General features: G+C 46.4%; 8 protein-coding genes and 2 tRNA genes. 9 read left to right on the top strand and 1 reads right to left on the bottom strand.

What is annotated here, in order from left to right; genetic code table 11:
* Window position 1: 1 nt before the first annotated feature.
* The 8 genes from ACHUFM_RS12025 (at window position 2) to ACHUFM_RS11990 (ending at window position 11909) form a co-directional block, all read left to right on the top strand.
* Window positions 2-77, top strand: a tRNA-Ala gene (locus tag ACHUFM_RS12025).
* 68 nt (window positions 78-145) lie between these two features.
* Window positions 146-221 (top strand) — tRNA-Ala (locus tag ACHUFM_RS12020).
* A 90-nt stretch (window positions 222-311) separates the two neighbouring features.
* Complete coding sequence (gene recC / locus ACHUFM_RS12015) at window positions 312-3665, top strand: exodeoxyribonuclease V subunit gamma (protein WP_394182478.1); 3354 nt, start codon at window positions 312-314, stop codon at window positions 3663-3665.
* Window positions 3662-7354 (top strand): exodeoxyribonuclease V subunit beta, encoded by a 3693-nt coding sequence (gene recB, locus ACHUFM_RS12010; RefSeq protein WP_394182477.1) that lies wholly within the window; start codon window positions 3662-3664, stop codon window positions 7352-7354. The genes recC and recB overlap by 4 nt, the downstream gene beginning before the upstream one ends.
* A complete protein-coding gene (recD, locus tag ACHUFM_RS12005; protein WP_394182476.1) occupies window positions 7341-9251 on the top strand; it encodes an exodeoxyribonuclease V subunit alpha in 1911 nt (636 codons plus the stop codon). Before recB ends, recD begins: the two co-directional genes overlap by 14 nt.
* Before the next feature lie 175 nt (window positions 9252-9426).
* Window positions 9427-10434: a tryptophan--tRNA ligase gene (locus ACHUFM_RS12000; protein WP_394182475.1), complete on the top strand. Its 1008-nt coding sequence runs from the start codon at window positions 9427-9429 to the stop codon at window positions 10432-10434.
* 13 nt (window positions 10435-10447) lie between these two features.
* Window positions 10448-11296 carry a Tim44 domain-containing protein gene (locus ACHUFM_RS11995; protein ID WP_394182474.1) on the top strand — a complete coding sequence of 283 codons (849 nt, stop codon included), beginning with the start codon at window positions 10448-10450 and terminating at the stop codon, window positions 11294-11296.
* 103 nt (window positions 11297-11399) lie between these two features.
* Complete coding sequence (locus ACHUFM_RS11990) at window positions 11400-11909, top strand: chemotaxis protein CheW (RefSeq protein ID WP_394182473.1); 510 nt, start codon at window positions 11400-11402, stop codon at window positions 11907-11909.
* Between the two features lie 71 nt (window positions 11910-11980).
* On the opposite strand, the gene ACHUFM_RS11985 is transcribed toward ACHUFM_RS11990, so the two are convergent.
* Window positions 11981-13279, bottom strand: a complete 1299-nt coding sequence (locus ACHUFM_RS11985) for an inosine/guanosine kinase (protein ID WP_394182472.1) — start codon at window positions 13277-13279, stop codon at window positions 11981-11983.
* A gap of 90 nt (window positions 13280-13369) precedes the next feature.
* Here ACHUFM_RS11985 and ACHUFM_RS11980 point away from each other — a divergent pair, with 90 nt between their 5' ends.
* A complete protein-coding gene (locus ACHUFM_RS11980; protein WP_394182471.1) occupies window positions 13370-14140 on the top strand; it encodes a HesA/MoeB/ThiF family protein in 771 nt (256 codons plus the stop codon).
* Window positions 14141-14208 lie beyond the last annotated feature (68 nt).

The following is a 14208-nucleotide window of genomic DNA, read 5'->3' as shown; positions in this document are numbered from 1 at the left end:
TGGGGCTATAGCTCAGCTGGGAGAGCGCTTGCATGGCATGCAAGAGGTCAGCGGTTCGATCCCGCTTAGCTCCACCATAAAACACTTCCCTTAAGGTTTCTTATTGTTAGAAGGAAGCCTTCTGCAAAGCGCTATAGCGTGATGTGGGGCTATAGCTCAGCTGGGAGAGCGCTTGCATGGCATGCAAGAGGTCAGCGGTTCGATCCCGCTTAGCTCCACCAAACTTATTTCCTTTGTCTCTACCTAGTTGATTTTGTTGTTATACTCTTATCTTGAGCTGTTTTGGGCAACGTGGCGTATAAGGACTTGGTATGTTTCGGCTTTACACTGGCAATAGACTGGAAGATTTAGCAGTATTGCTGGCAAAAATTCTTGCGGTTTCACCACCGAAAAATCCATTTGATGACGAACACATTCTGGTGCAGAACCCGGGGATGGCCCAGTGGTTAAAAATGCGCTTAGCCGAGTCTCATTCCATTTCGGCTGGATTAACGTTTCCTTTGCCTTCTACTTTTGTTTGGCGCACCTTTAAACAAGCTTTAGCTGATATACCGTCACAAAGTGAATTTAATAAGCCGTTTTTAGTGTGGCGGTTAATGCGTATTTTAGACGCAAGGTTGGCTGAGCCTGAGTTTGCCGCGTTAGCTTGGTATCTCAGTGAGGACGACAGTCAGGTTCGACGCTTTCAACTGTGCAGTAGCATTGCGGATATTTACGATCAATACTTGGTGTATCGACCTGATTGGATTGCCGCTTGGGAAGCCAATCATGTTGAGGACTCATTTTTACAGCAGCATTTTTCAGAACAGCCTTGGCAAGCCATTTTATGGCGTGATCTCGTCTCGGACATCAGTCAACAAGGCGCCTCTTTGTATCACCGTGGTAATTTAATCGAAGCGCTAACGGAAGCCTGTGCATCGGGCGTGCGACCAAGTGGTGTACCGGAGCGAATCTTTATTTTTGGGGTGTCGTCCTTACCGCCCAATACCCTAGAGTCCCTTCGAGTGTTGGCGGATTCTGGTTGGATTGAGGTGCATTTGTTTCTACAGAATCCCTGTCGTTTTTACTGGGGCGATGTGGTAGATAAGCATTATCTTGGCCGTGAAATTAAACGTCAGAATGTAAAACCAGGTCTGCGGTTAGAGGCGCTACACCTTGATGCTAACCCTTTACTTGCCAGTTGGGGACGCTTAGGACGAGATTACATAGGGCAACTGCAAGACATTGCCAATGATGAATTGGATGTGTTTGAAGACTATCAAACCGCTGATCACTCAGGGCTGTTGCAATGGGTTCAGCAGGATGTGTTTACCCTTGAAAATCATGGCGCGCAACAAGAAACGGATATCCATCTAAGTAACAGTCGCTATCGGCACCCAATTACCGCCGATGATCAGAGTGTTCGAGTGCATGTGTGCCACAGTCCATTACGAGAAGTGGAAGTGCTTCACGACCAATTGCTCGATATGTTTGAGCGTGATCCACAGCTGACGCCAAAAGACATCATTGTCATGTTACCGGATGTGAATACCTACAGCCCGTTTGTTCGTGCTGTATTTGGTCAGGCCGAAGGCCGTAAGCACATTCCATTCGCACTGATTGATCAATCGGGTGGTATGGAAAACCCCATTGTTGAAGCGTATTTATATCTGTTGGGGTTGGGCGAAAGCCGTTTTACTTTGTCTGAATTGATCAGTGTGTTAGAAGTGCCTGTGGTGATGGCTCGCTTTGACCTTTCCGCTCATGAACTGGATCGAATTCGTCAATGGTCCGTGGAAGTAGGTATTCGTTGGGGATTGGATGAACGCACCGCGCAACAACATAATCTGCCTAAACAAGCTTCCCATACCTGGCTAAACGGTGTTCGTCGTATGTTGTTGGGTTATGCCATGGGGCATGATCATATTTGGCAAGAAACCTTGAGTTATGGTGATGTTGAAGGGTTGGAAGCCGCGGTTGCGGGTAAGCTTGCTGAATTTCTAGCGCTAATACATCAAGCACAAGAGAGCTTACAACAACCACTGCAACCGAGTGGTTGGGTGCAAACACTGTATGCTTTGGCGGACGATTTCTTCTTGTTGGAAGAGCAGGATACTTTCCGAGAGTTATTGTCGAATCAGCTCGATGCGTTAATGTCAGAGTGGCAGCATGCCCAATTTGACGACGTTTTAGATCAGTTGGTGATCAGACAATTACTCGCGCCAAGGCTACAAGAGTCACAAGGCAGTCAGCGATTTTTGGCCGGACGAGTCAACTTTTGTACCTTGATGCCAATGCGTTCTGTGCCGTTTAAGGTGATCTGTGTGTTGGGATTAAACGAAGGGGATTATCCTCGCAGCGTGGCGCCGATGGGTTTTGATTTGATGGTCGGCCATTATCGCAGCGGTGATCGTAGCCGCCGTGAAGACGATAAATACCTCTTCCTAGAAGCCTTAATGTCGGCCCGAGAGGTATTTTATTTAAGCTATGTTGGCCGCAGTATTCAGGACAACAGTGAGAAAAATCCATCTATCTTGTTGAGCGAATTGCTGGAGTACTTAGGTCAGAGTTGTGTCTTCGATGAGGATCAAGACCTTGCACCTGATAAGGCGCAACAGGCTTTCTTACAGAAAGTGGTGACAGAGCACCCATTGCAGCCGTTCAACCGACTGTATTATCAAACGAGCAAGAGTCCGACCGCTTTTTACAGTTTTAATCAGCATTGGCTACCCGCCTTGATGACGAAAAAACAAGACGTTGAGCGAGACGTCTCCCCTTTAGCCACGTTTGAACAAGGGGCCGCCACCTTAGCACTCGATGAAATCGTACGTTTTATGAGTCATCCGACGCGTTATTTTACCCAGCGCCGACTGAAAGCTTACTTATCTTTAAAAGAAGAGCAAGAGCTGGAAGACGAACCTTTTACCCTTGATGGTTTAACAGGCTATCAGCTAAAAGAGGCTTTATTAGGCGCCATGTTGAATGGTGAAGAACAGACCTTTTTGCAACGTTTAGTACTGACTGGCGTGATGCCATACGGTGCGTTTGGCCGTTTATCCTTGGCGCAAAGTCAGCAACAATGTCGTCAGCTATATCAAGTTCTACAAGGTTACGATTTGGCAACGTTACCGCCGTTAGAAGTGAATTTGCCTTTGGGCGCTTTGACCTTACAAACTTGGTTAGACATGCCGACGGCCACCACACGTTTGTCCTACCGTATGGGGGACGTATCCGCCAATCAAAAAATGCGTTTTTGGATTGAGCATTTGGCCTTGTGTGCACAAGGCACCGCTAGGCAACATCATCTGATTAATCTGTTGAAAACCGGCAAGTTGCTTGAGCATGAGTTTGCGATATTGCCGCCTAATGAGGCTCAAGCGCATCTGCTTGAGCTGACAACCTTGTTGCAATCCGGTTTGTCTCAGCCTTTGCCACTTCCGGCAAAAAGTGCGGATGCTTGGTGCAAAAGCTATTGTGCCAGTAAAACCGCAGAAGACCAGGATGCAGCATGGGAGCAGGCTTTAAAAACCTATCAAGAAAGCAGTAGCGCATTTACTTCAAGTGAAGTAGAGGATGCTTATTGGCAACGTTATTTCCCGGATCTAACGGCACACAAAGCTCATTTTGTGAGCCTTTGTGAGCAGGTCTGGTTGCCGATGCATCGACATCTGGAGCAAGCAGAATGAGCGACATTGATCACCTACAAAGTATTCCGGAAACGCTTGATGCCATGTCGTTTCCTCTGTTTGGCAAACGTCTTATTGAAGCCAGTGCTGGAACAGGAAAAACCTATACCATTGCCAACTTGTATTTGCGTTTATTGGTGCCAACGGGGCAGTCAGGGGATTTAGAGCGCCCATTAACGGTCGATCAAATTCTGGTGGTGACCTTTACCGAAGCGGCCACCGCGGAATTAAAAGCGCGAATTCGAGCTCGTATTCGGGGGGCGCGTAAAGCCTTAATGTTGCAACAGAGTGACGATGTGTTTCTGTCTCAATGGCTTAATGTCATGACGGCAGAGCAGCAAGCGGATGCTATAGAAAAACTGCTTTATGCTGAAAAGCAAATGGATGAAGCGGCGGTGTTTACCATTCATGGTTTTTGTCAGCGTATGCTCAGTCAAAATGCCTTTGAAAGTCGCATGTTGTTTCAGCAAACCATTGAAACGGACGAGCAGGCTCCGCTTGCGATGGCGGTGAAGGATGTTTGGCGGCGGGTGTTTTATCCGATGAGCGACGGTAAAGCAGCATTGGTAAAGCCCATTTGGGCAACACCAGACGCTTTGCTGCGTGATTTATACCTGTTGAATAATCAGCCCGACGCTAAGGTGTCGGCGCCAGATTATGATTGGGAAGCGGCTTTACAAAGGGCTCAACAGCAAATACAAATCGTTCGTGAAACTTGGTTGGAACAGTCACAAGATATCATTGATGCATTAGAAAACAGTGGCATTAAACGTAATTTCTGGCGCAAGGACCCTGCGAAAGATATATCGGCGATGCAGCAGTGGGCGACATCTGGGCATTTTGAATTGGATAAATGCTTGGGAAAGTTTGATGCTAGTGAACACGCAACGCGCATCAGCAAAGGTGGGGAGGCACCGCAGCATTCTTTCTTTGGGCTAGTGGCCGAATTGCGACAAGCTTTTCCTGAAGCCGGTAAGCTCAAAGCGGTACTTTTAGTGTCCTTGTGGCAACAGGTGAAAGAGCGCATGACTGAGTGGAAACGCGCTACGCAATCGCTGACCTTTACGGACTTGCTAACCTCCTTGGATCAGGCATTGACGCAAGACGATAGCGGCAAGTTAGCACAGCGGATTCGTCAGCTTTATCCTATTGCGCTTATTGATGAGTTTCAGGATACGGATGCGGTGCAATATCGTATTTTTTCTGAGGTTTACCAGCCAGCCAGCACCACGCAAACCAGTCTTGGTTTGATTATGATTGGTGACCCTAAACAAGCCATTTATGCCTTTCGCGGGGCCGATATTTATACCTATCTGGCGGCCAAAAAACAGGTCGATGCTGTTTATTCGCTGGCCACCAATTACCGTTCATCCGCTGCCATGATTCAGTCAGTCAATGGGTTGTTTAGCGCGCAAGACTCTCCGTTTCGTGTGTCTGGCATTCCTTTTGTGGCGGTACAAGATCGCGGGGTTCAGGGGCAATTTCAGCGCCACGAAGAGACACAAGCGGCCTTGCAATTTTTGTATCAAGCGTCAGACGAGCCAGTAACACCAAAAGACTATCGTGAGCAGATGACCGAAGCCTGTGCCGCCCATTTGCATGAGCTGTTATTGGCTGGGCAGCAGCAACAAGCGACAGTGTCTGGTCAAGGTGTGCGGCCTCAGGATGTGGCTTTGTTGGTGACGAATTTCAGCCAAGCCAATGCGTTAAAAGAGGCGCTTCGTCAACGTGGCATTGCCAGCGTGTATTTGAGTGACAAAGGCTCGGTATTTGAAACGGTTGAGGCCAGAGAATTGTTAATCGTCTTAACGGCGATTCTGTCTAATGGACAAGAAGGCAAGTTGCGTTCGGCGTTAGCGACCAGTTTGGTGGATTGGTCTTTGTTGGAACTAGACACTCTGAATCATGATGATGTGGTGTACGAAAAGTGGGTACAGGCTTTCCAAGGGTATTTAACCTTGTGGGAGCAGCAGGGCTTATTGCCCATGCTGCGCGTTTTTATGCAGGACGTGAACCTAGCTCCCAATATGCTGCGACATGTAGACGGCGAAAGACGACTCACGGATTTCTTGCATCTTACTGAAAAACTTCAAGAAAAGTCATTGGAACTAGATTCGAAAGAAGGCGTCTTGCGCTATCTGCGTTTGTCTATTCAGTCGCCAAATGGCAACAGTGATGAGCAAAAAATTCGTTTAGAAACGGATGCTGAGTTGGTGCGTATTGTGACCATTCACAAGAGTAAAGGGCTGGAATACCCCATTGTGTATTTGCCTTTTGCTCTGACACCTTATCAGGATAGGGAAAAGTCAGCCCTTTATCATGATGCACAGCAGCAATTGTGGATTGCTATTGACCCTGATGAGACGCAAACCGAACAACATAAAGAAGAATTGTATGCCGCGGAGATTCGCTTGGCCTATGTGGCATTAACTCGCTCTAAAGAGGCGTGTTTTATTGGCTGCATGGAGGTGGGTAAAAAAGCGACTAAGAGTCGAGAGGCGTCGTTAGAGGTGCATTTAAGCGGTGTCGGTGCGTTATTGTCAGAAGGTGAAGCCTTTGCCGCTGGGGATTTATACCCAAGTCTGATGCGATTGTGTGAGGCTCATTCTGCTGAACAAATGAAGCTTGTCGATTTATCATCAGAGCCTTTGGATTTACCTCGATTTGAAATGCAACAAACGCCATTAGACTCCGCGAACGCACGTGAGTTTACTGGCAGAGTGGAGCGAGATTGGTGGATTGGCAGTTATTCGTCATTGGTAGTGGAAGACAAAGAGATTCGAGATGAAAGCTTACCTGGTCTAGATGAGCTTGTGACGGTTGAAGTAATAGATGCCATGTCTGCGCCATTACCTGAGGCGCTTGCCGAGCCAGCAGCAGAACCGCAAGCGAACCGCTTTACTTTTCCAAGAGGGGCGGCGCCAGGTACGTTTTTGCATGATCTGCTTGAAGGGAAAGCGCTACTTGAGACGATTGATCAACCTAGCTTTGCGGATCTGATCCGAACGAATCAGCAAACTAACATGGCGGCTTATTATCAACGTAATGGCTTTCAGGATTGGCAGACGGTGTTAACTGAGTGGTTGCCCGACATCTTGCAAACGGAATTGGTGGCGGGAGCGACCTTGGTCACATTGCCTGTGTCGGCTTGTCGAAAGGAGATGGAGTTTTTCTTGCCGGTCAGGCATATGAATGCATTGCAATTAGATGCGCTTGCCAGAACCCATGACCCTTTGTCTAAGCAAGCACCGAGGATTCAAGATCGTCCGTTAAAAGGCATGTTGAAGGGCTTTATTGACCTATTGTTTGAGTGGCAGGGGCGGTATTACGTGTTGGATTATAAGTCCAACTATTTGGGCGAAGACTTTAATGACTACGGCGAAGAGGCATTAAATCATGCGATGCTGGATCATCGCTATGATTTGCAATATCAACTTTACACTTTAGCTCTGCACCGACTGTTAAGGCAACGTCTGCCCAACTATGATTATGAACAACATATTGGCGGCGTGGTTTATGGCTTTTTGCGCGGTATGTCACCAGATAAAGAGACGGGGGTGTTCCGTACGCGTTTGACTCTGGCACATGTCAATGCCATGGATGACTTGTTCCAAGGCAAACCGACGGGTGAGAGTGACGACGGTGGCCAATCGACTTCTCAAGAGGCAATACAATATGGACTCTTCTAAGCAATTAGATTGGTTAAATGCCGATGCGGATCTTCTCGCTGAAGAGGTGCACTTCTTAACGGATTGGCGTAACCGAGGTGTATTAAAAGCCATTGACGTGCAGTGGATTGAGCAATTGGCGAGTCATGCCGGCGAATCTCATGCGGCTGTCTTAATGGCTGGGGCATTATCCAGTGCGGCACTGGGAGCTGGGCATATTTGTTTGGATTTGGCTGATGTCTGGTCACAGCCACCCGAAGGCATTCGTGCTAATGAGTTGCAGCAAGTCTTGATGACGTCAGGTGTGCATTCTGTTGAGCAATGGTGTCAGCAGTTATGGCAATCAGACCTTGTTAGTCAGGCTCAAGCCATAACAGAAAAGCCGATGGTATTAGCGGGAACGCGCTTGTACCTTTATCGTTACTTTCAATATGAACAGTCGGTATTAGGTTACATAAACCGTCAAATTTCTGCGCCCACTTTGTCCTTCGACCATGCTTTGATTAGCACCTTGTTTCCTGCTGATAGTAACGAACTTGATTGGCAGAAAGTGGCGGTCGCCAATGCGGCAAGCTTGCCTTTCTCGGTGATTAGCGGTGGCCCTGGAACCGGCAAAACCACCACAGTGACCAAATTATTAGCCCTGCTGGTGGCGGAGTCTCAGCGTCAAGGTCAGAGACTGCGCATTGAACTGGCGGCTCCTACAGGGAAAGCGGCAGCTCGCTTGACCGAATCGATCGCCGGAGCCAAGGCATCTTTGCCGCTCAGTGACGACATTAAACAGGCCATTCCAGAGCAGGCGAGTACGTTACATCGCTTGTTAGGGAGTGATTTTGGCCGCAGCCGCTTTAAGCATCATCATGATAATCCATTGCATCTGGATGTGTTGTTGGTTGACGAAGTGTCCATGGTCGATTTGCCGATGATGGCGAAGCTGATCGATGCTTTACCCAGTCATGCTCGTTTGATTTTGTTGGGTGATAAAGACCAGTTAGCCTCAGTTGAAGCCGGTAGTGTGCTGGGGGATTTGTCTTTTGGCATTGAGCAGGCCTATTTTCAACCGAATTGGGCGGACCATTTGTATGCTTGTACGGGAGAGGAGGTGACCCGCTTTGCCAATGTGGTAGCGCCACCGATCAGTCGAGTATTAACCTTATTGCGTAAAAGTTATCGTTTTGATGCCGACAGTGGTATAGGCCATTTAGCGAAAGCCATGAACGTGGGGGATGCAAATCAAGTCATGGCGTGTCTTGATCAAGGTTATCAAGACGTGAAATGGCATGAACCTGATGATTATCAAACCAAACCTGACATAGGGCGTTTAGCAAAAGGCTATGATGAGTATTGGCGAGCGGTTCGTGATGGCGGTGACGTAAAAACGGTTTATCAGGCATTTTCTCAATACCAAATTCTGACAGCGGTACGACAAGGCGAGTTTGGGGTTGAGCGTTTAAATGCGCATTTGGAGCAACATTTTTATCAACGCGGTTTGCTGCGTGATCCTCACCTTTGGTATCCGGGGAAAGCCATTATTCTGACTCGTAATGATGCTGCGTTAGGCTTGTTTAATGGTGACATTGGCATATGTTTGGCCGATCAAGAGCGACGACTCAGGGTTTGGTTTATGCAACCAGATGGCGAGTTTGTTGGCTTGTTACCGAGTCGATTAAATGAGTATGAAGTGGTGTTTGCCATGACGGTTCATAAATCTCAAGGCTCTGAATTCTCCGAGGTTGCCTTGGTGTTGCCCATGACGCCATCGCCTGTTTTGACAAAAGAGCTGGTTTATACCGGCATTACGAGGGCGAAGCGACGGTTTACCTTGTGGGGCAGTCGTTCGTTAATTCGTTTAGCAGCAGAATCTCGTATTAAACGTCATTCGGGATTGCTTGAAGCGCTATGGGGCAAAGGCTCGTAAGGGAATAAGCCCATGACTTGATTTTACAGCTTTTGATGCCATCAATAAGTAAAGCAAAAAAGTGTATAAAAACATTGAATTAAATATTCTATTGCAGGCAATGCTAAAGCAAGGTTTTGTGATAAGGTAAGCGCACATTTTGACACTTTGTAAAGTAGGAAAAGAGTAAACAATAATGGCAAAAGAAATTGTTTTAACCGGTGTAACGACCACAGGCACGCCTCATTTAGGCAACTATGTGGGCGCGATTCGTCCAGCGATCGAAGCAAGCCGTCAAGAAAATACGGAATCTTATTTTTTTCTTGCGGACTACCATGCTTTGATCAAATGCCAAGATCCAGAGCGTGTGAAGCAGTCTCGTTTGGAAATCGCAGCGACCTGGCTGGCTTGTGGATTGGACACGGATAAAGCAACTTTCTATCGTCAATCCGATATTCCAGAAATTACGGAACTGAATTGGTTACTGACTTGTGTTACCGCAAAAGGTTTGATGAACCGCGCACACGCTTACAAAGGCGCGGTAGACGAAAACCTAGCCAACGAACAAGACCCAGACTTCGGCATTACAATGGGGCTGTTTTGTTACCCTGTGCTAATGGCAGCAGACATTCTTGCCTTTAATGCTCACAAAGTGCCGGTTGGACGAGATCAAATTCAACACATTGAAATGGCCCGTGACATTGCTGGTCGCTTTAACCATCTATTTGGTGAACATTTTGTCTTACCAGAAGCGGTGGTTGGTGAAGAAGGATCGATCCTAAAAGGCCTTGATGGTCGTAAGATGAGTAAGAGTTACAACAACACGATCCCATTGTTTGAAACAGAGAAGAAACTGCAAAAAGGTATTAACAAGATTAAAACCAATTTGTTGGAACCGGGTGAGCCGAAAGATCCAAATGATTCAACGGTATTTGATATTTACCAAGCGTTTTCGACGCCAGAACAAACGACTGAGATGCGCCAAAAGTTTGCTGATGGTATTGCTTGGGGAGAAGCCAAGAAGGAACTATTTGCGCTTGTGAATGGTCAATTAGGTGAAGCTCGTGAAAAATATCACGAACTAATGGCCAATCCAGCGTTTGTTGAAGACATATTACAGGCTGGAGCGAAGAAAGCTCGTACCCGTGCAAGAGAAAGTATTGTTAAATTGCGCGACGCAGTCGGTCTAGTGAATTTTAATTAAGCGGAGAAAAACAGTGAAAACAACGGCATTTGCCATGTTTATGGCGTTTATTTTAGCAATCGGCGCTGGCGGTTACAGCGCCGAAGTGCAGGCTAAAAAATTTGGTGGCAGTAAGAGCTTTGGTAAAAGCTTCTCTATCTCCAAACAAAAAAGTGCGACTAATTCGACCTCTAAAGCGACGAATAGCACGAATAGCTCGACTAAAAGCAAAGGTCTTTTAGGTGGTCTAGGTGGCGGTTTGTTAGGCGGTCTACTGGCAGGTGGTTTGTTTGCTGCTTTGTTAGGTAGCGGTGCTTTTGATGGTATTTCGTTCGGTGATATCTTGTTATTTGCCTTGATCGGTTTCTTGATTTATAAGTTCTTTATTGCACCAAAACGTCAAGCGGCGCAAGCCGGCGGTATGTACCGTGATATGTCAGGTGCGTCTCAACCTACTCAACCAAATGCTATGCCTGGTTTGTCCGGTTTTGGCGGCATGCCTGAAATGCAGTTGCCACCAGGCTTTGATGAGCAAGCGTTTGTCGCAGAAGCGAAGAACCATTATGTGTTGCTCCAAAAAGCTTGGGATGATAATAATTTTGATACCATCTTGGATTATGTCAGTCCCGAAATGTACAACATGTTAGTGACTGAGCGTGCGAAATATGGTGATAATAAGCCAGTGACAGAAGTCGTTTCTTTGATGGTGGAGTTAGTGCGCGGTGAAATTTCTGGATCCACTGCATCGATTTCGTTGCAATTCTCAGGATGGATTAAAGAGGGTGATGAAACCTCTGAAACAAATGAAATTTGGCATTTAGAGAAAAATCTGTCTTCTGCAAGCGGTAACTGGGTTATCGTTGGTATACAACAAGACAACTAATTGTTACTTAAATTAGCTCGAACACTCATCATAACTTGGCTATGCTAGGGCATATGATGAGTTCTAGAGTATTTCTTTATTAAATTGAATATGGATATGAGCCATGTCGGAATTAGCACCTATTAACGAAACGGGTAAAGGTCTTACTGAAAGCAAGAAAGGTGAACTGCTTCAGTACCTTACTTTTAAACTGATTGACGAAACATACGGCATTAACGTCATGCAGATTAAGGAAGTTTTGCGTTACAGCGAAATTGCTCCTGTTCCGGGTGCGCCTTCTTATGTGCTTGGTATCGTTAACTTGCGTGGTAATGTTGTCACAGTCGTGGACACACGTGTTCGCTTCAGTCTGCCAGAATGCACCATTACGGATGATACTCGTATCATTATTGTTGAGCATGATGGAGAGCAGATTGGTCTACTGGTTGATGCTGTGCAAGAAGTCTTTTATCTATATCAAGGTGAGATTGAACAGAGTCCTAGCGTTGGTAATGATGAAGCCTTGATGTTTATTCAAGGGGTTTACCAAAAAGAGGAAGAGCTGGTTATCTTGCTGGAATTGGATCGCATGTTTGAGCGTAATGATGCGCTTGGCATTGAAGCAATGAGTTAATCGCGAAAGCGGGTTAACGATAAAAGCCATGCAGATGAGAGTCTGCATGGCTTTTTTGCGTTTAGATAGGTTTATCTCTCCCAGTACGCTTCTTCTAAGCTGTCTTCACGCTCAGGCAAACCACGAGAGAGGCGCGGTGCATTTTGCACCAGAATTTCATAACTCACTCGGTTCGAATATTTACAAATCTGGGCGAACGAAGAATAGGCCAGAAAAGGTGCCGCGTGTTTACTGGAGTTCGGTAAGCTGTCTTTATGAAAGTGGTTGGCTGAGATATCGTGCAGTAAAGCCGATAAAGCGCCGTCACCCGCGCCGTTGGTATTGCGGATTTTTTCAGGCCCACCCATGTAAGGGTCGATATGAGAAAAGACTTTGATGGGGTTTTGACAAGCGGAACGCAGCATAGGACGACTGAATTCCCAGCGATTGAAATCCGCAAGTCGACCAGACTTAATTGGGTTTGTGGTTTCGCGTTTTACCGTATCGTCAGTGTAACCGCATAGATACATACCATCAGGGCCGGCTGTTAATAACACAATATCAACGTATTCGAGAATTTGATCAGCCGCTTGTAGGGGATCAGATAAGCCAGTTAGCGCTTCGGCTTCGAGCTCATTCATGGCGAGAACATTGACATGACGCTTAATTAAATCCAGTAATTCGTCTTTATTTTCTTCTACTAGATGCTTGGTGCCAAGGGTAAGAACCGTTGGTACTTGATGTTGATGTGCATATTCTAATGCGGTCAACATAGCTTGTTTGATGGGTTTTCCTTGATGGCGTAATGGGTAGGCGCAGGTAACCAATGCGGCACTGCCAGCAATGATGTGTTCTGGAATGTGTTCTGTATTGAGCTCATCCATATCGCCTGGCGCAATGGCAAAGGTGCGTTCACCATCTGGTGTAATTAAGGTGATGCCTCGGCCTATATCGCCAGACACGCCTTGTAAATGGTTCATGTCCACCTTGCTGCTGGTGTGACAAATATAGTGATAAGCAGGAGAGCCCAGCGTGATATTGGCGGACATCACGCCGAGCAACACAGATTTATCATCGGCAAGGACAGAGTAATTGTGTATGGTATTGCCGATGGTGCCGCCAGCAAAGTGATCCGAAATGCAGCCTTGAGCGGCCAGTTCATGATAGATGGCCGATGCCGTATCTGTATCCACTAGATTGGATAACCCTTTATGGATGCTAAACTGCGATAGAAATTCATCGGATACATTAGCCACGACATCAACAATGGTTTCGTCTAACCCAACAATGTAGGTATCTTTATCCGGTTGCACATCAATGGATGGTAAGATGGGCTTAGGTTGAGATACGGGAAAGTAGTGCTTGAGTTTACGTCTGCCGGGGAATTTCATGCTGTTTGCTCATCGAATGGGTTAATAAAAGGATTTTAGCAAAAAATTGACCACTCGGGCAGAATCAATCATAAGAAAAGTAAGGTGAACATGAACGAAATTGAGTTAGACCGTTATAGTCGTCAACTATTGCTTGCGGACTTTGATGTTGAAGGTCAGCTTAAATTAAAACAGGCGAAAGTACTGATTGTTGGCTTGGGTGGATTGGGGAACATTGCGGCGACGTATTTGGCAACATCAGGTGTGGGATATTTGTTGTTGGCGGATGATGATCGTATCGAAAACAGCAATCTGCCACGGCAAGTTTTGTATGAAGAAAGCCAGGTCGGGCAAACAAAAGTTGAGGCGGCGGCGAGTCAGTTACGGGCCAAAAATGCCCGCACAGAATTTCAAACTATTGAACAAAGATTATCGGATGAAAACTTGCAAAACGTGATTGCGGAAGTGGATGCAGTACTTGATTGCACTGATAACTTCACCACGCGACAAGCCATTAACAGAGCATGTTGGCAGTTGAAAACGCCCTTGATCAGTGCGGCTGCGATTCGTTGGGAGGGGCAATTAGTCAGTTTTTTGTATGATCAGCACGAGTCACCTTGTTATGAATGTTTATACCCTGCTTTATCTGATCAAGCATTAAGTTGTAATGAAAGTGGGATATTGTCTCCAGTTGTTGGCTTGCTTGGTGTCTATCAGGCTTTGGAAGCCATAAAAGTAGTGAGTCAGAAAGGGGTCGTCAAACACGGCTCACTGAAACTGTTTGATGGTTTTCAAGCAAGTTGGCGGGAGATGCAATTAACGCAAGATCTAGCGTGCAAGGTTTGTTCAGAAAAGGCGAGGGTGACGGTTGAAAAGTCATAGATAAGCCCTATTTCAGTAATTAATATTTTTCGTTAAGTATTTAGTGGATTTTTCGGTAGAATTCACCA

The sequence above is a fragment of the Marinomonas posidonica genome (assembly GCF_043643765.1).
GTDB lineage: Bacteria > Pseudomonadota > Gammaproteobacteria > Pseudomonadales > Marinomonadaceae > Marinomonas > Marinomonas posidonica_A.
The sequence above is the reverse complement of the archived record's forward strand: the minus strand, read 5'-3'. Positions and strand labels throughout refer to the sequence as shown.

Excerpts from the sequence above, each read along its gene's own strand:
- recC (WP_394182478.1), top strand. The coding sequence starts at position 312 with ATGTTTCGGCTTTACACTGGCAATAGACTGGAAGATTTAGCAGTATTG.
- recB (WP_394182477.1), top strand. The coding sequence starts at position 3,662 with ATGAGCGACATTGATCACCTACAAAGTATTCCGGAAACGCTTGATGCC.
- recD (WP_394182476.1), top strand. The coding sequence starts at position 7,341 with ATGGACTCTTCTAAGCAATTAGATTGGTTAAATGCCGATGCGGATCTT.
- ACHUFM_RS12000 (WP_394182475.1), top strand. The coding sequence starts at position 9,427 with ATGGCAAAAGAAATTGTTTTAACCGGTGTAACGACCACAGGCACGCCT.
- ACHUFM_RS11990 (WP_394182473.1), top strand. The coding sequence starts at position 11,400 with ATGTCGGAATTAGCACCTATTAACGAAACGGGTAAAGGTCTTACTGAA.
- ACHUFM_RS11985 (WP_394182472.1), bottom strand. The coding sequence starts at position 13,279 with ATGAAATTCCCCGGCAGACGTAAACTCAAGCACTACTTTCCCGTATCT.
- ACHUFM_RS11980 (WP_394182471.1), top strand. The coding sequence starts at position 13,370 with ATGAACGAAATTGAGTTAGACCGTTATAGTCGTCAACTATTGCTTGCG.